The organism is Enterobacter sp. K510, from assembly GCF_055804875.1.
The window spans coordinates 143,695-164,045 of sequence record NZ_JBNRLQ010000004.1 but is presented as its reverse complement, the minus strand read 5'-3'; the positions used below and the strand labels follow the sequence as shown (position 1 = coordinate 164,045).

Annotated in this window: 19 protein-coding genes; 3 read left to right on the top strand and 16 right to left on the bottom strand. The window is 56.2% G+C overall.

Annotated features, from left to right (window positions below):
* Positions 1–194: 194 nt before the first annotated feature.
* The 14 genes from ptsG to yceD all read right to left on the bottom strand — a co-directional run bounded on the left by ptsG (position 195) and on the right by yceD (position 12,561).
* Positions 195–1,628 carry a PTS glucose transporter subunit IIBC gene (ptsG, locus tag ACQUTD_RS08600; protein WP_072568169.1) on the bottom strand — a complete coding sequence of 478 codons (1,434 nt, stop codon included), beginning with the start codon at positions 1,626–1,628 and terminating at the stop codon, positions 195–197.
* Between the two features lie 298 nt (positions 1,629–1,926).
* On the bottom strand, positions 1,927–2,721 hold the full coding sequence (locus ACQUTD_RS08595; RefSeq protein WP_318364557.1) for a metal-dependent hydrolase: 795 nt from the start codon (positions 2,719–2,721) through the stop codon (positions 1,927–1,929).
* A gap of 10 nt (positions 2,722–2,731) precedes the next feature.
* Positions 2,732–3,736, bottom strand: a complete 1,005-nt coding sequence (gene holB / locus ACQUTD_RS08590) for a DNA polymerase III subunit delta' (protein WP_473274891.1) — start codon at positions 3,734–3,736, stop codon at positions 2,732–2,734.
* On the bottom strand, positions 3,733–4,374 hold the full coding sequence (gene tmk, locus ACQUTD_RS08585) for a dTMP kinase (RefSeq protein ID WP_473274893.1): 642 nt from the start codon (positions 4,372–4,374) through the stop codon (positions 3,733–3,735). Before tmk ends, holB begins: the two co-directional genes overlap by 4 nt.
* Positions 4,364–5,386, bottom strand: coding sequence for a cell division protein YceG (gene yceG, locus ACQUTD_RS08580; RefSeq protein ID WP_318364554.1), 1,023 nt, complete (start codon positions 5,384–5,386; stop codon positions 4,364–4,366). Before yceG ends, tmk begins: the two co-directional genes overlap by 11 nt.
* The gene (gene pabC, locus ACQUTD_RS08575) at positions 5,383–6,198 is read right to left on the bottom strand and encodes an aminodeoxychorismate lyase (protein WP_473274895.1); all 816 of its coding nucleotides are present in this window, start codon (positions 6,196–6,198) and stop codon (positions 5,383–5,385) included. The genes yceG and pabC overlap by 4 nt, the downstream gene beginning before the upstream one ends.
* Before the next feature lie 118 nt (positions 6,199–6,316).
* The gene (gene fabF / locus ACQUTD_RS08570) at positions 6,317–7,558 is read right to left on the bottom strand and encodes a beta-ketoacyl-ACP synthase II (RefSeq protein ID WP_473274897.1); all 1,242 of its coding nucleotides are present in this window, start codon (positions 7,556–7,558) and stop codon (positions 6,317–6,319) included.
* A gap of 86 nt (positions 7,559–7,644) precedes the next feature.
* Positions 7,645–7,881 (bottom strand): acyl carrier protein, encoded by a 237-nt coding sequence (acpP, locus tag ACQUTD_RS08565; RefSeq protein WP_072568162.1) that lies wholly within the window; start codon positions 7,879–7,881, stop codon positions 7,645–7,647.
* Between the two features lie 178 nt (positions 7,882–8,059).
* A complete protein-coding gene (gene fabG / locus ACQUTD_RS08560) occupies positions 8,060–8,794 on the bottom strand; it encodes a 3-oxoacyl-ACP reductase FabG (RefSeq protein ID WP_072568161.1) in 735 nt (244 codons plus the stop codon).
* Positions 8,795–8,812: 18 nt separating this feature from the next.
* The gene (gene fabD, locus ACQUTD_RS08555; protein ID WP_072568160.1) at positions 8,813–9,742 is read right to left on the bottom strand and encodes an ACP S-malonyltransferase; all 930 of its coding nucleotides are present in this window, start codon (positions 9,740–9,742) and stop codon (positions 8,813–8,815) included.
* A 17-nt stretch (positions 9,743–9,759) separates the two neighbouring features.
* Entirely contained in the window at positions 9,760–10,713 is a 954-nt protein-coding gene (locus tag ACQUTD_RS08550) for a beta-ketoacyl-ACP synthase III (RefSeq protein ID WP_072568159.1), read from the bottom strand.
* Between the two features lie 6 nt (positions 10,714–10,719).
* Positions 10,720–11,754 carry a phosphate acyltransferase PlsX gene (plsX, locus tag ACQUTD_RS08545; RefSeq protein WP_318364550.1) on the bottom strand — a complete coding sequence of 345 codons (1,035 nt, stop codon included), beginning with the start codon at positions 11,752–11,754 and terminating at the stop codon, positions 10,720–10,722.
* Positions 11,755–11,815: 61 nt separating this feature from the next.
* On the bottom strand, positions 11,816–11,989 hold the full coding sequence (gene rpmF / locus ACQUTD_RS08540; protein ID WP_042392755.1) for a 50S ribosomal protein L32: 174 nt from the start codon (positions 11,987–11,989) through the stop codon (positions 11,816–11,818).
* 50 nt (positions 11,990–12,039) lie between these two features.
* Positions 12,040–12,561, bottom strand: a complete 522-nt coding sequence (yceD, locus tag ACQUTD_RS08535; protein WP_072568157.1) for a 23S rRNA accumulation protein YceD — start codon at positions 12,559–12,561, stop codon at positions 12,040–12,042.
* A 143-nt stretch (positions 12,562–12,704) separates the two neighbouring features.
* Between yceD and ACQUTD_RS08530 the strand changes: the two genes are divergently transcribed.
* Together ACQUTD_RS08530 and ACQUTD_RS08525 are read left to right on the top strand one after the other, a co-directional pair.
* Positions 12,705–13,289 (top strand): Maf family protein, encoded by a 585-nt coding sequence (locus ACQUTD_RS08530; RefSeq protein ID WP_318364549.1) that lies wholly within the window; start codon positions 12,705–12,707, stop codon positions 13,287–13,289.
* A gap of 118 nt (positions 13,290–13,407) precedes the next feature.
* Positions 13,408–14,529 carry an alpha/beta fold hydrolase gene (locus tag ACQUTD_RS08525; protein ID WP_473274997.1) on the top strand — a complete coding sequence of 374 codons (1,122 nt, stop codon included), beginning with the start codon at positions 13,408–13,410 and terminating at the stop codon, positions 14,527–14,529.
* Positions 14,530–14,548: 19 nt separating this feature from the next.
* On the opposite strand, the gene rluC is transcribed toward ACQUTD_RS08525, so the two are convergent.
* Positions 14,549–15,502: a 23S rRNA pseudouridine(955/2504/2580) synthase RluC gene (gene rluC / locus ACQUTD_RS08520; protein WP_099458760.1), complete on the bottom strand. Its 954-nt coding sequence runs from the start codon at positions 15,500–15,502 to the stop codon at positions 14,549–14,551.
* 569 nt (positions 15,503–16,071) lie between these two features.
* Between rluC and rne the strand changes: the two genes are divergently transcribed.
* Positions 16,072–19,320 carry a ribonuclease E gene (rne, locus tag ACQUTD_RS08515; protein WP_318364546.1) on the top strand — a complete coding sequence of 1,083 codons (3,249 nt, stop codon included), beginning with the start codon at positions 16,072–16,074 and terminating at the stop codon, positions 19,318–19,320.
* 72 nt (positions 19,321–19,392) lie between these two features.
* On the opposite strand, the gene ACQUTD_RS08510 is transcribed toward rne, so the two are convergent.
* A complete protein-coding gene (locus ACQUTD_RS08510) occupies positions 19,393–20,322 on the bottom strand; it encodes a LysR family transcriptional regulator (protein ID WP_318364545.1) in 930 nt (309 codons plus the stop codon).
* Between the last annotated feature and the right edge of the window lie 29 nt (positions 20,323–20,351).

The following is a 20,351-nucleotide window of genomic DNA, read 5'->3' as shown; positions in this document are numbered from 1 at the left end:
CAAGCTTGCCGGGCCTACAGTAACCAAACCCCATAAATGTAGGCCGGTCCCGGTATGTAGGCCGGCGTAAGCGAAGCGCCACCCGGCACAATCCCAGTCCCCAGGCCAGCGTCAGCGAAGCGCCACCCGGCTTCACATTCACCAGACGTAAAAAAGGGAGCCATTCGGCTCCCTCAGTCTCCCCAGACTATTTCTTAGTGGTTGCGGATGTATTCATCCATCTCGGTTTTCAGGTTATCGGATTTGGTACCGAAAATTGCCTGAACGCCGGAACCTGCAACCACCACACCTGCCGCGCCCAGTTTCTTCAGGCCAGCCTGATCCACTTTAGCAACGTCAGCCACGCTTACACGCAGACGTGTAATGCAGGCATCCAGGTTAGTGATGTTATCTTTACCGCCGAAAGCCGATACCAGAGCCGGAGCCATTTCGCTGGTGCCGGTCGCTTTTGCGTCTTCGGTTGCGTCTTCACGACCCGGGGTTTTCAGATCCAGCGCTTTAATCAGCACACGGAACACGGTGTAGTACACCGCCGCGTAGCACAGACCCACAACCGGGAACAGCCACAGGTTGCTGCCGTTGCCGCTCAGCACCACGAAGTCAATCAGACCGTGGGAGAAGGACGTACCGTCACGCATACCCAGCAGGATACAGATCGGGAAGGCCAGACCAGCCAGTACCGCATGGATTGCGTACAGAACCGGCGCCACGAACATGAAGGAGAATTCGATTGGCTCGGTGATACCGGTCAGGAACGAGGTCAGCGCAGCGGAGATCATGATACCGCCCACTTTCGCGCGGTTCTCAGGTTTCGCTGAGTGCCAGATCGCGATTGCCGCAGCCGGCAGACCGTACATTTTGAACAGGAAGCCGCCGGACAGTTTACCCGCAGTCGGGTCGCCTGCCATGTAGCGCGGGATGTCACCGTGGAATACCTGACCTGCGGCGTTGGTGTATTCACCAATCTGCATCTGGAAAGGAACGTTCCAGATGTGGTGCAGACCGAACGGCACCAGGCAGCGCTCAATGAAGCCGTAGATACCGAACGCCACGACCGGGTTCTGATAAGCAGCCCACTGAGAGAAGGTCTGAATAGCGGTACCGATTGGCGGCCAGATGAAGGACAGCACGATGCCCATCACAATCGCAGCCAGACCAGAGATGATCGGCACGAAGCGCTTGCCCGCAAAGAAGCCCAGATATTCAGGGAGCTTGATACGGTAGAAGCGGTTAAACATGTAGGCCGCTATCGCACCGGAGATGATCCCGCCCAGAACACCGGTATCCGCCAGGTGTTTAGCCGCGATTTCTTCAGCAGGTAAATGCAGCACCAGCGGTGCTACCACCGCCATGGTTTTCACCATGATGCCGTAAGCGACCACAGAGGCCAGCGCAGAAACGCCGTCGTTATTGGTGAAGCCCAGCGCAACACCGATAGCGAAGATCAGCGGCATGTTAGCAAAAACGGAACCGCCCGCTTCAGCCATCACATGGGAAACAACTTCTGGCAGCCAGCTGAAGTTTGCCGAACCGACGCCCAGCAGGATACCTGCGATAGGCAGTACGGATACTGGCAGCATCAGTGATTTACCGACCTTCTGCAGGTTAGCAAATGCATTCTTAAACATAATTGAGAGTGCTCCTGAGTATTTGTGCTTTTTTTTACGTTTTCACGCATTGGCGCGGGGGGAGAACCGCGCCCTGGACGGGACATCTAAGCGCCCTTTATTTATTACGCAGAGTAAAATAAATCAGCGCAATATTGTTTGACGGCTATCACGTTTCAGCCAGGACCGTTCTTAAAACTTGCATTATTTTACAAAAGTCTTGTCTGAATGTGTCAAAAAAGAGTGTCACCGCCCCGTTTGAGGCGGTGAACTTTACTCGCAAAGCCTATTAATTACGAGCTTTAAAAAAACTGTGCGATCAGGAAAATTGCAGGCGGGCAGGGTCGATATGGAAGAGTCTGGCAAAGTTTTGTGTCGTTTGTTGCGCCAGTTCTTCAACCGGAACACCTTTCAGTACCGCCATGTACTCCGCGACATCGCGGGTCATCGCAGGCTGGTTTTCTTTACCACGATGGGGGACCGGGGCCAGATACGGCGAATCCGTTTCCACCAGCAGCCTGTCGAGCGGTATGTAACGCGCGGCATCTCTGAGCTGCTCCGCGTTACGGAAAGTGACAATCCCGGAAAATGAGATATAGAAGCCCATGTCCAACAATTTACCGGCTGTTTCTTTGTCTTCAGTGAAGCAGTGTAGTACACCCCCGCAATCCGTCACCTTTTCTTCGCGCAGAATAGCCAGCGTATCTTCGCGGGCATCGCGCGTATGGACGATCACCGGCTTGTTCAGCTCGCGGCCAATACGGATGTGGTTACGGAAAGATTCCTGCTGCTGCGCTTTGGTTTCCGGGGTGTAGAAATAGTCGAGACCCGTCTCGCCCATCGCCACCACGCCCTCCTCCGCCGCCCACTGACGCAGGGTTTCCACTTCATAAGCCTCGTCCTGATTCAGCGGATGCACGCCGCAGGAGAAGACCACGTTATCGCGCTCGCCCACCAGATCACGCATTGCACGGTAACCCGGCAGCGTGGTGGCGACCGCCAGACAAAATTTCACGTCGCGCGCGGCGGCTTTCGCCAGCACATCATCAACGTCTTTATGCAGGGATTGATAATCCAGGCCATCAAGATGGCAATGTGAGTCAACTAAAAACATAAGATCTCTTTCACAAGTGGGATACAGGAAGCACAGTGCCCGGTTGCAGGTAGTGCTCCCAGCATAAGAGTAGATCGGTTAACAGCAGTTCGCGATTTATGCCGGTGACGTCCAGCAACTGCCCGCGACACTGAAATACCGCCGTGATGATCGCCTGCAGGCGCGCCGTCGGCAGATGCTGCGCCAGACGGTGAACTAACGGCTGCGCGTCGACGTTAGTCAGCAAGGTCGCGCCCTGCTGCATTTTCAGCGCGTCCATCAGTAGCGAGGCCAGCCAGTGCAGGCGCTCCGCCACCTGATCGTGATTGAGCACGCCCAGCAGAGAGAGCCAGTCGGCGCTGTCCAGCGCGGCATTTACCGCATTACAGAGCGTCTGCCGCTGGGCGGCGCTGTCAGTCTGTAACAGTTGCGCTGCCGCACCCGGCGCACCGCCGCATAACCGCAGCGCCGCAAGGCTGGCCTCAGGGCTGGCGGTGGTTTCCCGCGCCAGCCAGGCGCTGGCGTAGCTTTCTGACGGCGGGGATAAATGATGAATACGGCAGCGGCTGCGCAGGGTGGCGAGCAGGCGCGCAGGTTCGCGGCAGGCGAGGAAAAACCAGGTGTTCGCCGGTGGCTCTTCGAGCGTTTTCAGCAGAGCGTTAGCGGCCGCATCGGTGAGCAGCGCCGCGTCGCTGAGCCACACCACTTTCGCGCCGCCCAGCCGGGCGTGCTCATAGAGCTTTTCACTGACATCGCGCACCGCATCAATACCCAGCGACGCTTTGCCTTTTTCCGGCGTCAGGGCGTAATAGTCCGGGTGGGTGCCCGCCTGCATTAACTGACAGCCGCGACACTGGCCGCAGCTTTTGTGCTCCACCGGTTGCTGGCACATCAGATAGCGGGTGATGGCGTAGATCAGCGCATCCTCCCCCATGCCGGGCAGCGCGTGGATCAATAACGCATGGTGTCCGCGTCCGGCCTGATAGCTGGCAATCAGTTGCTCAAAGTCCGGGCGTAGCCATGGATACCATTTCATGCGCCCTGCTCCCGCACCCAGCTGGTCACGGTGTGGCGGATATCGCGGATCACATCCTCAAGGGATTGGGTAGCATCGATGGTTTTGATGCTCGCGTCCTGCGCCGCCAGCTCAAGGTAGCGCGCACGGGTACGGTTAAAGAAATCCAGCGACTCCTGCTCAATGCGATCCAGTTCACCGCGGGCGCGGGCGCGTTTCAGGCCCACTTCCGGCGTGACGTCGAGATACAGCGTTAAATCCGGGCGGAAACTCCCCAGCACCGCGTCACGCAGCGTGGCGAGCATCGCGTTATCAATGCCCCGTCCGCCGCCCTGATAGGCCTGGGTGGAGAGATCGTGACGGTCGCCGATCACCCAGCAGCCACGATCCAACGCCGGTTTGATCACCGTTTCCACCAGCTGCACCCTGGCGGCGTAAAACATCAGCACTTCGGCTTTATCGTTAATGACTTCATCGCCAACCGATTTAATGTCCAGCACCAGACTGCGCAGTTTTTCGGCCAGCTGGGTGCCGCCCGGCTCGCGGGTGAAGATCATCTCGCCGATGCCGAGTTCTTCCAGGGTTTCCACCACGACGTTGCGCGCCGTGGTTTTCCCTGCACCTTCGAGACCTTCAATAACGATGTATTTACTGCCCATTTTTTTCCTTTAATACTTTCAGATAGTCCTGCACTGACCGGTTATGGCTGGCGAGATTGGTGTTGAAGGTATGCCCTCCCTTACCGTCAGCCACAAAATAGAGATACGGCGTTTTGGCCGGATGCGCGGCGGCCTTCAATGAGGCTTCGCCTGGCGTGGCGATGGGGCCAGGCGGCAATCCGGTGATGGTATAGGTATTGTACGCGGTTGGCGTCTCAAGATCGCTGCGCGACAGTTTACCGTTATATTTTTCACCCATGCCGTAAATCACCGTCGGATCGGTTTGCAGACGCATGCCAATGCGCAGGCGGTTGATAAACACCGAGGCGACGCGGTCCCGCTCGCTGGCGACCGCTGTTTCTTTTTCAATGATGGACGCCATGGTGACCAGCTGATTTTTATCCGCGTAGGGCAGTCCTTCCATCCGCCCTTCCCAGGCGCTGTCCACTGCCGCCACCATTTTCTGATGCGCGCGTTTCAGCAACGCAATATCCGTGGTATTGGCGGTATACATCCAGGTGTCCGGCCAGAACCAGCCTTCCACCCATTCCGGGTTGTCGAACTTGAGCGCAGCGGCGACGGTCTGATAACTGTCATCCTTCAGCGTGTGCCTGATATAGGGCGCGTTACGCAGCTGGCGAAGATAATCGCTCAGGCGCATGCCTTCCACCAGACGCAGCGGGAACTGCGCTTCTTTGCCGCTTTCCAGCAGCAACAGCATGTCGCGCACGGTCATTTTCGGCGTCAGGCGATAGGTCCCGGCCTTGAAGTGCGACAGATCCGGCTCTACGCGTAATAACCACTGAAAGACGCGCGGGCGATTAATGATCTTCTCAGCATGCAGCTGATCGCCAAGGGCGATGCGGCCCGTGCCCGCTTTCAGGGTGAAAATAGTCTCTTCTTTTATAAGGATCGGGCTGTTCGCCATCTGGCGGACTTTCCACAGACCCGCACCCGCAGCGATAACCAGGATCACCGCGAGGATCAGCACGAACCGAAACAGTTTCTTCATGACGAAATCGAATGCTCACAAAGTGGGGCTAAAAATTGATACAGCGTACGTGACGTCCACGTCCGTTCGCCATATGCACGAACCGCAATAACCGGCATTAACGCATTACAGATGAGCACTTCGTCGGCGTCTGCCAGAGCTTCTTCTGCCGCATGGACTTCCGCCACACGAAAGGGTGACGCCGCCAGCTGCGCAATACAGTGCTGGCGCATAATACCGTTCACGCCTGCGTGATCCAGATTCGGGGTAAAGACGTCATTGCCTTTTCGCCAGAACAGATTCGCGGCACAGCATTCCGTAATGAACCCGTCGCTGTCAAGAACCAGCGCTTCGTCGGCTGTCGTCTGCTCAAGATGAGTACGGATCAACACCTGCTCCAGCCGGTTGAGATGTTTGATACCCGCCAGATGAGGATTGCGCCCGAGACGCACCGGGCTTAAGGCGAGCCTGATGCCCTCCTCCCGCCAGCGATCATAGTGTGCAGGCAGGGGGCAAACGGACAGCAGGCGCGTCGGCGCATGACAGGCGGCAGCGCTATATCCGCGTCCGCCCGCGCCGCGCGTAAGAATAACCTTCAGTACGCCCTGTTGATGGCCGTGCGCCAGATGGCGCATCTCGGCTTCCAGCACCTGCCAGTCAGTAAATGGCAGCATCAGCCGCTCACAGGCTTCACGCAGACGACGAATATGGGCCGGTAATAGCTGGACTTCAGCCTGGCGGATCCGGGCTGTGGTAAAGCAGCCGTCGCCAAACTGGATAGCGCGGTCGTTCGCGGCAAGCGAGTCTTGTTCACGTCCATTTATCAAGAACATAGCGGCTCCTGTTTGCATGGCACGCCAGTCTGGCAGGATGAAAGAAGAAGGACAAGCGGAGAAAGCTGAAATGGAAATAACAAAGGCCCGCAGAGCGGGCCTTTTCAGGCTACGGGGATCAGACGCGTTTAAAGATCAACGAGCCGTTAGTACCACCAAAGCCGAAGGAGTTACACAGCGTGTACTCAAGACCAGAGACCTGACGCGCAGTGTGTGGCACGTAATCCAGGTCGCAACCTTCATCCGGGTTATCCAGGTTGATGGTTGGCGGGATCGCCTGATCGCGCAGCGCAAGGATGGAGTAGATGGACTCTACTGCCCCTGCGGCACCTAACAGGTGTCCGGTCATCGATTTAGTCGAGCTGACCATCAGGGTACGGGCTGACTCGCCAAAGATCGATTTAACGGCCTGAGTTTCCGCTTTGTCGCCGGCCGGCGTCGAGGTGCCGTGCGCGTTGACGTAACCGATTTTAGCCGGATCGAGCTGCGCGTCACGCAGCGCATTGGCCATCGCCAGCGCGGCGCCTGCGCCGTTTTCCGGCGGTGAGGTCATATGGTAAGCATCGCTGCTCATACCAAAGCCCACCAGTTCCGCATAAATTTTCGCGCCGCGTTTTTTCGCGTGCTCGTACTCTTCCAGCACAATAATGCCTGCGCCGTCACCCAGCACAAAACCATCGCGCTCTTTATCCCACGGACGGCTTGCCGCTTGCGGGTTATCGTTACGCGTCGACAGCGCACGTGCTGCACCAAAACCACCCACGCCCAGCGGCGTACTGGCTTTCTCAGCGCCACCTGCCAGCATCACGTCAGCATCGCCATAAGCAATGATACGCGCCGCATGACCGATGTTATGCACGCCAGAGGTACAGGCCGTGGCGATGGAGATGCTCGGACCCTGCAGGCCAAGCATGATGGTCAGATGACCGGCCACCATGTTCACAATCGTTGACGGCACGAAGAACGGGCTGATTTTGCGTGGACCACCATTCACCAGGGAAGTGTGGTTCTCTTCGATTAAGCCAAGACCGCCAATACCGGAGCCAATCGCCGCGCCAATGCGCCCTGCGTTCTCCGGAGTGACTTCCAGGCCAGAATCCTGCATGGCCTGCCAGCCCGCAACAATTCCATATTGAATGAAGGCATCCATCTTGCGCTGTTCTTTGCGCGAGATAATGTCTTCACAGTTAAAGTCCTTTACTAAGCCAGCAAATTTCGTTGCATAGGCGGTAGTATCGAAATGGTCGATCAGGCTGATGCCACTCTGACCGGCAAGGAGAGATTTCCAGGTGGACTCTACGGTATTGCCGACAGGAGACAACATGCCGAGTCCGGTCACAACTACACGACGCTTAGACACGCTTGTCCTCCAGGGAGGGAAAAAAAGATTTTGTGGGACTAAAAGATAAAACTCAGGCGGTCGAATGACCGCCTGGAGATGTTCACTTACGCCTGGTGACCGTTGATGTAATCAATGGCAGCCTGAACAGTAGTGATTTTCTCAGCTTCTTCGTCCGGAATCTCAGTATCAAACTCTTCTTCCAAAGCCATTACCAGCTCAACGGTGTCAAGAGAATCTGCGCCCAGGTCATCAACAAAAGATGCATTGTTGGTCACTTCTTCCTGCTTAACGCCCAGCTGCTCGCCGATAATCTTCTTAACGCGTTCTTCGATAGTGCTCATACTCTTAAATTTCCTATCAAAACTCGCTTTCGCGATGGTTTTCGTAGTGTATAAAATGTTGAAAAATTTGCAACTAAATCCCGGCAGTTCTTACCACGATTTTACGCTATTTTGAGGCCTTTTGGCCTGATAACGCAAATAAAATTATTCCCTAAATGTGTTTTAGGAAATAACGTGGTTAAACCATATACATCCCGCCGTTGACGTGCAAAGTTTCACCCGTGATGTAACTCGCCTCGTCTGAAGCTAAAAATGCAACCGCATTGGCGATTTCCTGAGCGCCACCGAGGCGACCCGCAGGAACCTGCGCCAGAATACCCGCACGCTGTTCGTCAGAGAGCGCACGCGTCATGTCCGTTTCAATAAAGCCCGGAGCAACAACGTTTACCGTAATACCGCGGGACGCGATTTCACGCGCCAGCGATTTACTAAAGCCAATCAGACCCGCTTTCGCCGCAGCGTAGTTGGCCTGACCTGCATTTCCCATGGTACCGACCACAGAACCGATAGTGATAATCCGCCCATGACGTTTTTTCATCATAGCGCGCATTACCGCTTTTGACAGACGGAAAACAGATGAAAGGTTGGTTTCGAGAATATCGATCCACTCATCATCTTTCATACGCATTAACAGGTTGTCGCGAGTGATCCCGGCATTATTGACCAGGATGTCCACTTCGCCAAACTCCGCGCGAATATTTTCCAGTACAGATTCAATAGATGCCGGATCGGTCACGTTTAACATCAGACCTTTACCGTTAGCACCTAAATAATCACTGATCGCCTGTGCGCCACTTTCGCTGGTTGCCGTACCGACAACTTTCGCGCCGCGGGCGACCAGCGTTTCAGCGATTGCGCGGCCAATGCCACGGCTTGCACCGGTAACCAGTGCAACTTTTCCTTCAAAACTCATGGTTTTGGTTTTCCTCTGTTATTGCTCAAGCGCCGCTGACATCGCCGCCGGCTCGTTAATGGCCGACGCTGTCAGGGTGTCAACAATACGTTTGGTCAGGCCGGTCAGTACTTTACCAGGACCGACTTCATACAGGTGCTCCACGCCCTGCGCAGCCATGAATTCAACGCTCTTCGTCCATTGTACCGGACTGTACAGCTGGCGAACCAGGGCATCACGGATGGCCGCAGGCGTGGTTTCACATTTCACATCCACGTTGTTCACAACCGGAACTGACGGGGTGTTAAAGGTGATTTTCTCAAGCTCTGCCGCCAGCTTCTCTGCCGCAGGCTTCATCAGCGCGCAGTGTGACGGTACGCTGACCGGCAACGGCAGCGCGCGTTTTGCGCCCGCCGCTTTACAGGCTGCGCCTGCACGTTCAACCGCTTCTTTATGACCGGCGATCACCACCTGGCCCGGCGAGTTAAAGTTCACCGGTGAAACCACCTGCCCTTCGGCAGATTCTTCGCAGGCTTTAGCGATGGCTGCATCGTCCAGGCCAATAATAGCGGACATGCCGCCCGTACCCGCAGGCACGGCTTCCTGCATAAATTTACCGCGCAGCTCGACCAGGCGAACCGCATCAGCGAAATCAATAACGCCCGCGCACACCAGCGCAGAGTATTCACCCAGACTGTGGCCTGCCATCATGGCAGGGGTTTTACCGCCCGCCTGCTGCCATACGCGCCACAGCGCCACGGAAGCCGTCAGCAGCGCAGGCTGCGTCTGCCAGGTTTTATTCAGTTCTTCTGCCGGGCCCTGTTGAGCCAGCGCCCACAGATCATAGCCCAGCACCGCTGTCGCTTCGCGGAAAGTTTCTTCAATCACCGGATAGTCGGCAGCCAGTTCAGCGAGCATGCCAACGGCCTGAGAGCCCTGTCCCGGGAACACAAATGCAAATTGCGTCATGTTTTTATCCTTAAATTTTAGAAACGAACCAGTGCGGAACCCCAGGTGAACCCGCCGCCGAAGGCTTCAAGCAGCACCAGCTGCCCCGGCTTGATGCGTCCGTCCCGGACGGCTTCGTCTAAGGCGCATGGCACCGAAGCCGCAGAGGTATTGCCATGACGATCCAGGGTCACGACAACGTTATCCATCGACATGCCCAGTTTTCTGGCCGTCGCGCTGATAATACGCAGGTTAGCCTGGTGCGGCACCAGCCAGTCGAGTTCACTGCGGTCGAGGTTATTCGCCGCCAGGGTTTCTTCGACGATGTGCGCCAGTTCCGTCACGGCCACTTTAAAGACTTCGTTACCGGCCATCGTCAGATAAGTCGGGTTGTCCGGCGTCACGCGATCAATGTTCGGCAACGTCAGTAATTCACCGTAGCTGCCGTCAGCGTGCAGATGGGTGGAGATAATGCCCTGCTCTTCAGACGCGCCGAGCAGCACGGCACCCGCGCCATCGCCAAAAATAATAATGGTGCCACGATCCGCCGGATCGCAGGTGCGGGCCAGCACGTCAGAACCGATCACCAGCGCATATTTCACGGCGCCGGATTTTACGTACTGATCGGCAATGCTCAGGGCATAGGTGAAACCGGCACAGGCTGCGGCGACGTCAAAGGCCGGACAGCCTTTAATTTCCAGCATGCTCTGCACCTGGCAGGCCGCGCTCGGAAAGGCGTGCGTCGCTGATGTCGTTGCCACGATGATCAGGCCAATTTCATTCTTATCAATACCTGACATTTCCAGCGCGCGTTTTGCTGCCTCGAAACCCATGGTAGACACGGTTTCATCAGGCGCGGCAATGCGGCGTTCGCGGATACCCGTGCGCGTGACAATCCACTCGTCGGAGGTATCCACCATTTTTTCCAGGTCGGCGTTGGTTCGCACTTGTTCAGGCAGATAGCTGCCGGTACCAATAATCTTCGTATGCATGTACGCTCAGTCTTTTTCCGGTAACACAGATTCCAGGCGAGCGGCAATCCGCGAAGGGACTTGTCGCTGCACCGCCTGCACTGCCTGTTCAATCGCGACTGTAAACGCTCGCTGATTGGCTGCACCATGACTCTTAATCACCGTGCCGCGCAATCCTAACAGACACGCGCCATTATACTGGTCGGGGTTGAGGTGACTGAATCGCCTGCTCAGGCTTTTTTGTAACCAACGCTTTAATAAAATCAGCCACCACGACCGTTTTTTCCCCTCGCCCTGCGATTTCAGCAGCGAAAGGAACATTCTGACCACACCTTCCATAGTCTTTAATGTGACGTTTCCCGTAAAACCGTCACATACCAGCACATCCGTTTTGCCGGTGAGTAATTCGTTAGCTTCAAGATAGCCAATATAGTTAATCGACGGGATGGATTTTAACAAGGCTGCGGCATCGCGAATGCTGTCGAGACCTTTGGTCTCTTCTTCGCCAATGTTCAGCAATGCCACGCGGGGATGAGGAATGCCAAGCACTTCTTCCGCCATCACCGAACCCATCAACGCGAACTGCATCAGCATCGTGCTGTCGCAATCCACGTTAGCGCCTAAATCCAGCACTACCGTTTTGCCCTTCTGCTGATGCGGTAATACCGTCATCAGCGCCGGACGCTCAATGCCGTCAATCGGCCTGAGCAGGAGTTTAGCCAGCCCCATCAACGCGCCGGTATTCCCTGCGCTCACGCAGGCCTCGGCGCGCCCTTCTTTTACCAGCTCCAGCGCAACGCGCATCGAACTGCCACGGCTATTGCGTATCGCCTGCGAGGCGCGCGCATCACTGGCAATAACTGACTGCGCAGGGATAATCTGCAGACGCGAACGTTGTTCGAAATCAGCTCTGGCAAGTAATGGCGTGATTGCGTCGGGATCGCCGACTAAAAGAAGAGTGAGTTGTGAATTAGAATTCAGTGCCTGCAATGCTGCAGGCACCGTCACGGAAGGGCCAAAATCGCCCCCCATGACATCTAACGCCAGGGTTAGACGTGTCAAGGCGGTATATCCCCGCTTACACGGGGAAATCCTCACTAAGCTTCATCACGCAAAAGCGTGATTACTTAGTGATTACCTTGCGACCACGGTAGAAACCGTCAGCGGTCATGTGGTGACGCAGGTGAGACTCACCAGAAGTTTTGTCTACAGACAGGCTGGTGACTGCGGTCAGCGCGTCATGGGAACGACGCATGCCACGTTTGGAACGGGTTGGTTTATTTTGTTGTACGGCCATGGACCTTACTCCTCAATTACGGTTATCCACGAAAGAACAGGCAGAACCTGTTACTTGCGCTTTAAGCTGGCTAATACGGCAAATGGGTTTGGCTTTTGCGCTTCATCAGGCAATTCACCAAACACCATGTCCGCCTCGGACACTTCACAGTGTTCAGAATCATGCACCGGAACTACCGGCAAGGTGAGGATAATTTCATCTTCCACCAGCGCCAGCAGATCGATTTCACCAAATTCGTTGACCTGAATTGGCTCGTACGCTTCCGGGAGTGCTTCGGCCTGTTCGTCTTTGACGATCGGGCTAAAACAATACTGTGTGTAGACCTGATGGGGAAACGGCTTCCCGCAACGCTGGCATTCGAGCGTTACCGATACCTTAGCATCGCCGGTTAATACCGCCAGACGCTGGTTGTCGATAGCAAACGACATGGAGCATTCCACATCACTGTCCACACTAACTACGGATTCGGCGACACGCTCAGCCTGATCGCGAGTATAGATTCCCTCGTAATCAAGGCGTTTTTGAGCCGTACGGACCGGATCAAGAGTCAGGGGTAATTTTACCTTTTGCATAGGGCGCGCATATTAACTTTGTAATGTCATAGAGTCAAAGAAAAAGGCAGCCTGCGGTTGCCTTTTGCCAATTATTCGCACACATTGCGGCCTGTAGTTTAAAATGCCTGACCTGGTTACGCTATATAAAAGGTGGAAAAAATATGTCAAATCTCGTGCTCGCTTCCACTTCGCCTTATCGTCGCGCGCTGCTGGAAAAAATTGGCGTGCCTTTTGAGTGCGCCGCCCCTGGCGTCGATGAAACGCCAAAGGCGGGCGAAACCCCGCGTCAGCTGGTGCTGCGGCTGGCGCAGGCGAAAGCGCAGTCCCTTGCCGAACGTTATCCTGCGCACCTTATTATCGGTTCCGATCAGGTATGCGTACTGGATGGTGAAATTACCGGTAAACCGCTGACAGAAGAAAATGCTTACCGCCAGTTGATGAAGGCGCGGGGCAGTATCGTTACTTTTTATACCGGCCTTGCGCTTTATAATTCCGCCACCGGTCATCTGCAAACCGAATGTGAGCCTTTCGATGTGCATTTTCGCCATCTCAGCGAGCAGGAGATCGGCGATTACCTGCGTAAAGAGCGTCCGCTGAACTGTGCTGGCAGCTTCAAAAGCGAGGGCCTTGGCATCACCCTGTTTGAACGCCTTGAGGGGCGCGACCCCAATACGCTGGTGGGTCTGCCGCTGATAACCCTGTGCCAGATGCTGCGCCGGGAAAACAGTAATCCGTTATTATATTAATGCCTTAAGGATCACGGTTTAACGCTGTCATTGCTCTATTATTCATCACCTGACTTTTTGAAACTACGTTTTAATTTAAAGGTGGGTGATGAAATATTCAGCAAAAGCATTTCTGGCAATGATGTTATTTGTAACCAGCGGCTCGGGTATGGCGGAAAATAAACCGCCGACCGGCATTATCGAAGGTAATCTTCCGGGCAACGTGGCGGCGTTAAAAGCGCAGATGACCTATCCCGACGCCTGGCAGTCCAGCCATTTCTCTGACTTCACCCGCTGGCAGCAGCACGCCCGCCAGCTGTTGCGCAGCGCCCTGCTGACGCCGGATTCACATAAGCCATTTGCGCCGCAGACGCTGATGGAGGAGGATCGTGGCAGTTACCTCGCCCGCAAAATCGCCCTGAACATCACCGACGACAACCGTATTAACGCCCTGATGCTGCTCCCCAAAGCAGCGGGTCCCCATCCGGCGGTGGTGTTATTGCACGATCACGGTTCAAAGTTTGATATTGGCAAAGAGAAAGTCATCCGCCCGTGGGGGAATGCCGAAACGCTCGCCAGCGCGCAGGCGTGGGCCGACAAGTTCTTCAGCGGGCGTTTTCCCGGCGATGAGCTGGCCAGGCGTGGCTATGTGGTAATCGCCATCGACAGCACCGGCTGGGGCGAGCGTGGCCCGCTGGTGTACGAACAGCAACAGGCGCTGGCGAGCAACTATTTTAACCTTGGCCGCTCGCTGGCCGGTGAAATGGCCTATGAAGATATGCGCACCGTGGATTTTCTCACCACGCTTAATAACGTCGACAGCAAACGCATTGGCGTGCTGGGCTTCTCAATGGGCGGTTTCCGCGCCTGGCAGCTGGCTGCCCTGTCGGACAAGGTGGCGGCCACGGCGGTAATTTCCTGGTTTGGCACCTATGACGGCCTGATGCAGCCGGGCAATAACGTGCTGCGCGGGCAGTCCGCCTTTTACATGCTTCATCCCGGTATGCCTGCCCATCTCGATATTCCCGATGTCGCCAGCATTGCCGCGCCGAAACCCATGCTGATTTTTAGCGGCGGCAAAGATAAGTTATTTCCGCCACAGGCGGTCGAGGATGCCTATGCCCGCGCCCGTGAGGTCTGGGCGTCGCAACAGGCGGATGACAGATTAGTGACCAAAAGCTGGCCGGAACTCGGGCATGTTTTTTATCAGCAACAACAGGACGAGGTTTACCCCTCGCTGGATAAATGGCTCAGGCCATAAGCCCTCGTCCTGTCGGGCGTTACTTCGCGTTGCGTAACACCTGCAGGCAGTGTTTGAGCTGATCGTCCAGCGGCGCTTCGATGCGGATCGCTTCACCCGTATTCGGATGCGTAAATTTCAGCGCCGCAGCGTGCAGGAACAGACGGTTCAGACCGGTACCGGCAAGCTGGCGATCGAAATCGCGATCGCCATAACGATCATCAAAGGCGATGGGATGCCCGGCGTGCTGCGTATGGACGCGGATCTGGTGCGTACGGCCCGTCACCGGGCTACAGCGTACCAGCGTGGCATGTTCATAGCGCTCTTCCACTTTGAAGCGCGTCTCGGACGGCTTACCTTCCTGGCTTACGCGCACAATACGTTCGCCGCTTTGCAGAATATTTTTCAGCAGCGGCGCCTGCACCACTTTCACATGCGACTGCCACTGGCCTCGTACCAGTGCCAGATAATCTTTCTGCATACCCTTTTCGCGCAACTGTTCATGGAGCGAACGCAGCGCCGAGCGCTTTTTAGCGACCAACAGGACGCCGGAGGTGTCGCGGTCAAGACGATGCACCAGCTCAAGGAAACGGGCTTCCGGACGCAGCGCGCGCAGGCCTTCAATCACGCCAAAGCTCAGGCCGCTGCCACCATGTACTGCGGTGCCGGACGGCTTGTTGAGCACCAGAATATGATCGTCTTCATAAAGAATGACATCGCTCAGCGCCGCCACTTTTTGCAGATGGGGCGACACGGCTTCTTCATCACGTTCGGCAACCCGTACCGGCGGGATACGAATTTCATCGCCATCCATCAGTTTGTATTCCGGTTTGACGCGTTTTTTGTTCACCCGCACTTCGCCTTTACGCAGAATGCGGTAAATCATGCTCTTCGGTACCCCTTTTAACTGGGTACGCAAAAAGTTGTCGATTCGTTGCCCGGCTTCGTCAGCCGAAATAGCAACCATTTTTACGGCTGGAGTCTCTGTTTTCATGGTTGGCGATTCTAAATAGCCACGCCGAATAGCGCCACTCATTTTTCTATGCTTATATTTAGGATTACCCGGTAGGGTTTGCGCATCGTTATGCTTTTTGATGGCTTTTAGAACAATCTCGAAGCAGCGGTGAAAAAACTGTGAGTAACCGGGTGATAAATGGTAAAAGTCATCTTGCTATAACAGGGTTAGCAAGGAATAATGTTTACGCTTTCCGTGTTCAAGCTTGTTATAACAATGAATTTTACGGAATCACCAATTTTGCCCGTTCGTTCATCCACGCAGCAATGGCGTAAGACGTATTGATCGTTCAGGCAGTTAGCGGGCTGCGGGTTGCAGTCCTTACCGGTAGACGGAATCTTCTCTGGAGAGTTTTCCCAGGCTGTTCCCCGAATAATTGCGCTGTTTTTCCGTATGAAATACAGGCAACCGACACTCTGCGCCTCTTAAGCGTACGACAACCGTGAGGTTGGCGACGTGAACAGACACGAGGCCATCGGTTCACACCCGGAAAGGCGATACTCTGCCCGTAGCTTAGTCGTCAATGTAAGAATAATGAGTAAGTTACGATGAAAAGAATGTTAATCAACGCAACTCAGCAGGAAGAGTTGCGTGTCGCCCTCGTTGATGGGCAGCGTCTGTACGACCTGGATATTGAAAGTCCTGGACATGAACAGAAAAAAGCGAACATCTACAAAGGCAAAATCACCCGTATTGAACCGAGCCTGGAAGCCGCATTCGTAGATTACGGTGCCGAGCGCCACGGCTTTTTACCTCTCAAAGAGATTGCCCGCGAATATTTCCCTTCTAATTACAGCTCCCACGGTCGTCCAAACATCAAAGATGTGCTGCGCGAAGGCCAGGAAGTTATTGTACAGATCGACAAAGAAGAGCGTGGCAACAAAGGTGCGGCACTGACCACCTTTATCAGTCTTGCAGGGAGCTACCTGGTCCTGATGCCGAACAACCCGCGCGCGGGTGGCATCTCTCGTCGTATTGAAGGCGACGATCGTACCGAATTAAAAGAAGCGCTGGCCAGTCTTGAACTGCCGGACGGCATGGGTCTGATTGTTCGCACCGCCGGTGTGGGTAAATCAGCCGAAGCGCTGCAATGGGATCTCAGCTTCCGTATGAAGCACTGGGAAGCCATTCAGAAAGCCGCTGAAAGCCGCCCTGCTCCGTTCCTGATCCATCAGGAAAGCAACGTGATTGTGCGTGCCTTCCGTGATTACCTGCGTCAGGATATTGGTGAGATCCTCATCGATAACCCGAAAGTGCTGGAGCTGGCGCGTCAGCACATTTCTGCGCTGGGTCGTCCTGATTTCAGCAGCAAAATCAAACTGTACACCGGTGAAATTCCGCTGTTCAGCCATTACCAGATCGAATCGCAGATTGAATCCGCTTTCCAGCGTGAAGTGCGTCTGCCGTCCGGTGGCTCTATTGTTATCGACTCCACCGAAGCCCTGACCGCCATCGACATCAACTCCGCGCGGGCAACCCGTGGCGGCGACATCGAAGAAACCGCGTTCAACACCAACCTGGAAGCGGCAGACGAGATTGCCCGTCAGCTGCGTCTGCGCGACCTCGGCGGCCTGATCGTTATCGACTTTATCGATATGACCCCGGTGCGCCACCAGCGTGCGGTGGAAAACCGTCTGCGCGAAGCCGTGCGTCAGGATCGCGCGCGTATCCAGATCAGCCATATTTCACGCTTCGGCCTGCTGGAGATGTCCCGTCAGCGCCTGAGCCCGTCGCTGGGCGAGTCCAGCCATCACGTCTGCCCACGCTGTAGCGGTACGGGCACCATTCGTGACAACGAATCCCTGTCCCTCTCCATTCTGCGTCTGATTGAAGAAGAAGCGCTGAAAGAGAATACCCAGGAAGTTCACGCCATCGTTCCGGTGCCGATTGCCTCCTATCTGCTGAACGAAAAACGTGCAGCGGTAAGCGCAATCGAAGCGCGCCAGGGCGGTATCAAATGTGTGATCGTGCCTAACGATCAGATGGAAACGCCTCACTACTCTGTGCTGCGTGTGCGTAAGGGTGAAGAAACCTCAACCCTGAGCTACAAGCTGCCTAAACTGCACGAAGAAGCGATGGCGATGCCGTCGGAAGAAGAGTACGCCGAGCGTAAGCAGCCGGAACAACCTGCGCTGGCTACCTTTGCCATGCCGGAAATTCCGCCAGCTCCTGAAGCCACTGTGGCAGCGCCGGCTGATAAGCCTGCCGCCGCCGCGCCTGCTGAAAAAGCAGCGCCTGGCCTCATCAGCCGTATACTTGGCGCGCTGAAAAAACTCTTTGCCGACGACGAACCTGCCAAACCGGCTGAAGTGAAAGCGGAAGCTGAAGTTAAAGACGTGAAGCCGGAGCGTTCACAGGAGCGTCGTAAGCCGCGCCAGAACAATCGCCGCGACCGCAACGATCGCCGTGATAATCGCGATAACCGTGATAATCGCGATCGCAATGAGGGTAACGATAGCCGCGAAGGACGCGATAATCGTGAAGCCCGCGACAATCGTGAAGGCCGCGAAGATAACCGTCGTAACCGTCGCGAGAAGCAGTCGCAGAACGGTGAAGCGCGTGAAAATCGCCAGCCGGTCGCTGCGGTTGAAGAGGCGGATAAAACCAAATCCCGTGACGAGCAGCAGCAGTCCCGCCGCGAGCGCAACCGTCGTCGTAACGATGACAAGCGTCAGGCGCAGCAGGAAGTTAAAGTGCTGAATGGCGATGAGCCGCAGCCGCAAGCTGAGCAGGATGTGGTTGAGCAGGAAGAGCGCGTGCAGACGCTGCCGCGCCGTAAACAGCGCCAGCTGAGCCAGAAAGTACGCTTCGGCGAAGCAGCCCCTGCGGTGACCGAAGAAGTTACAGACGCGCCGGTTCAGGACGCGCCAGCGGCACGTACCGAAATCGCAAAAGTGGATCTGCCTGCGGTAACAGAACAGGCTGCCGGGGAAGAGTCGACGGAATCCCGTGACAATGCTGGTATGCCGCGTCGCTCACGCCGTTCTCCGCGTCACCTGCGCGTCAGCGGCCAGCGCCGTCGTCGTTATCGTGACGAGCGTTACCCGACCCAGTCGCCGATGCCGATGACCGTCGCCTGCGCGTCGCCAGAAATGGCGTCCGGCAAGGTATGGATCCGTTATCCGGTCGCCCAGAGCGTGGAACCGGTGCAGGAAGAGGCTATCGTTGACAACGCGCCGGTAGAAGCCATCGCGGAGCAGATCGAGCAGACTGTACTGCCGGTTGCCGCCGCAGCTGAGCAGGCGGAAGTCGCGCAGGAAACCGTGACCACTGAAGCGCAGGCAGCAGAACCGCAGGTGGTTGAGCCGCAGACTCCGGTCAGCGCGCCTGAGCCGGTTGTGGTTGAAACCACCCATCCCGAAGCCATTGCCGCCCCGGTTGCAGCCGAGCCGCAGCTGATTGATGAAGCCGATGAAGCTATCGCTGAAGAAATCATTGCCGCTGCGGAACCTGCCGCTGAAACGGAAACCGCTAAACCGGAAGACGTTGCAGCGCCAGCAGCCCTGCCGGTTGAAGCAGAAGAGGTGAAAGCGGAGCCGGTTGCGCCGGTGAAAGCAGAAGAAGTGGCAGCGCCTGTTGCCGCTCCTGCCGCAGAGCCGGTGAAAGCGCACAGCGCCCAGCCAGCCGCCACCGCGCCTATGACCCGTGCGCCAGCGCCGGAGTATGTTCCGGAAGCGCCGCGTCACAGCGACTGGGTACGCCCGGCCTTTGAGTTCAGCGGTAAAGGCGCGGCTGGTGGTCACAGTGCAACGCATCACGCGTCAGCACCGGCCACCCGCCCGCAGCAGCCTGAGTAACACTCAGCCTGCGTGAAAAAGCCGACCTTCGGGTCGGCTTTTTTTATATCTCACCTAGCAGAATTATCCAGCTTACCCACCAGGTACCCGCATTCCCGCAAGTCCGGGCATCACATCACGCATTAACTGTAAAAAAGCCCGTAACCGCGCCGGATAATAACGCGCCCAGGGATAAACCAGATGTACCGGCAGCGGCGCGGGCTGCCAGTCGGGGACCAGCTCCACCAGCCGCCCGGCGCGAATATCCTCTTCCACCGTCCAGCCGGAGACAATGGCCGCGCCCAGCCCGGTGAGTGCGGTATTACGCGTGGCATAGAGGCTGTCGGTCAAAAGCCGTGGCGTGATCGGGATATGCTCCACCGCGCCATGCCGGTCGGTCAGCACCACCTCGTGTTGATAGAAGGTGCTGAGCGCCACCCAGGGCAGCGCCGCCAGCTGCTGCGGCCTTTCCACCGGCGGGTAATTTGCCAGCAGCGAAGGCGCAGCCACCACGCGACGCGGTACTTCCGCCAGCATTACCGACACCGTGGACGGATCCACTTCAGCGCCCACGCGGATCGCGCAGTCAATATTGTCGCTGAGAAAGTCGACGCTTTTATCATTAAGAAACCACTCCACCGACAGCTTCGGATGCTGCTGCAAAAACGCCGTCAGCGGCGCCAGCAGTTGTTCCTGACCAAAGGCATGGGGCGCGCGCACCCGTAACATGCCCACCGGCTCGTCTCCGGCAAGGCTCAGTTCATCCTCCAGCGTCGTCCAGGCGTCGATAACGTTTTTCGCATGCTGATAGCAGCGCTCGCCGTCATCGGTCAGCTTCATGGCGTGGGTGGTGCGCAGCAGCAATTTTGCGCCGAGCAGGGTTTCCAGCGATTGTAACCGACGGCTGACGGTGGCCTGGGTGGTGACCAGCTGGCGGGCGGCAGCAGAAAGGGAACCGCTTTCCACGATGCGTACAAAAGTCCGCATCAGATCCAACCTGTCTATACGCTCGGTACGCTTCATAATTATGCTGCCTATACGTTTAACGTATA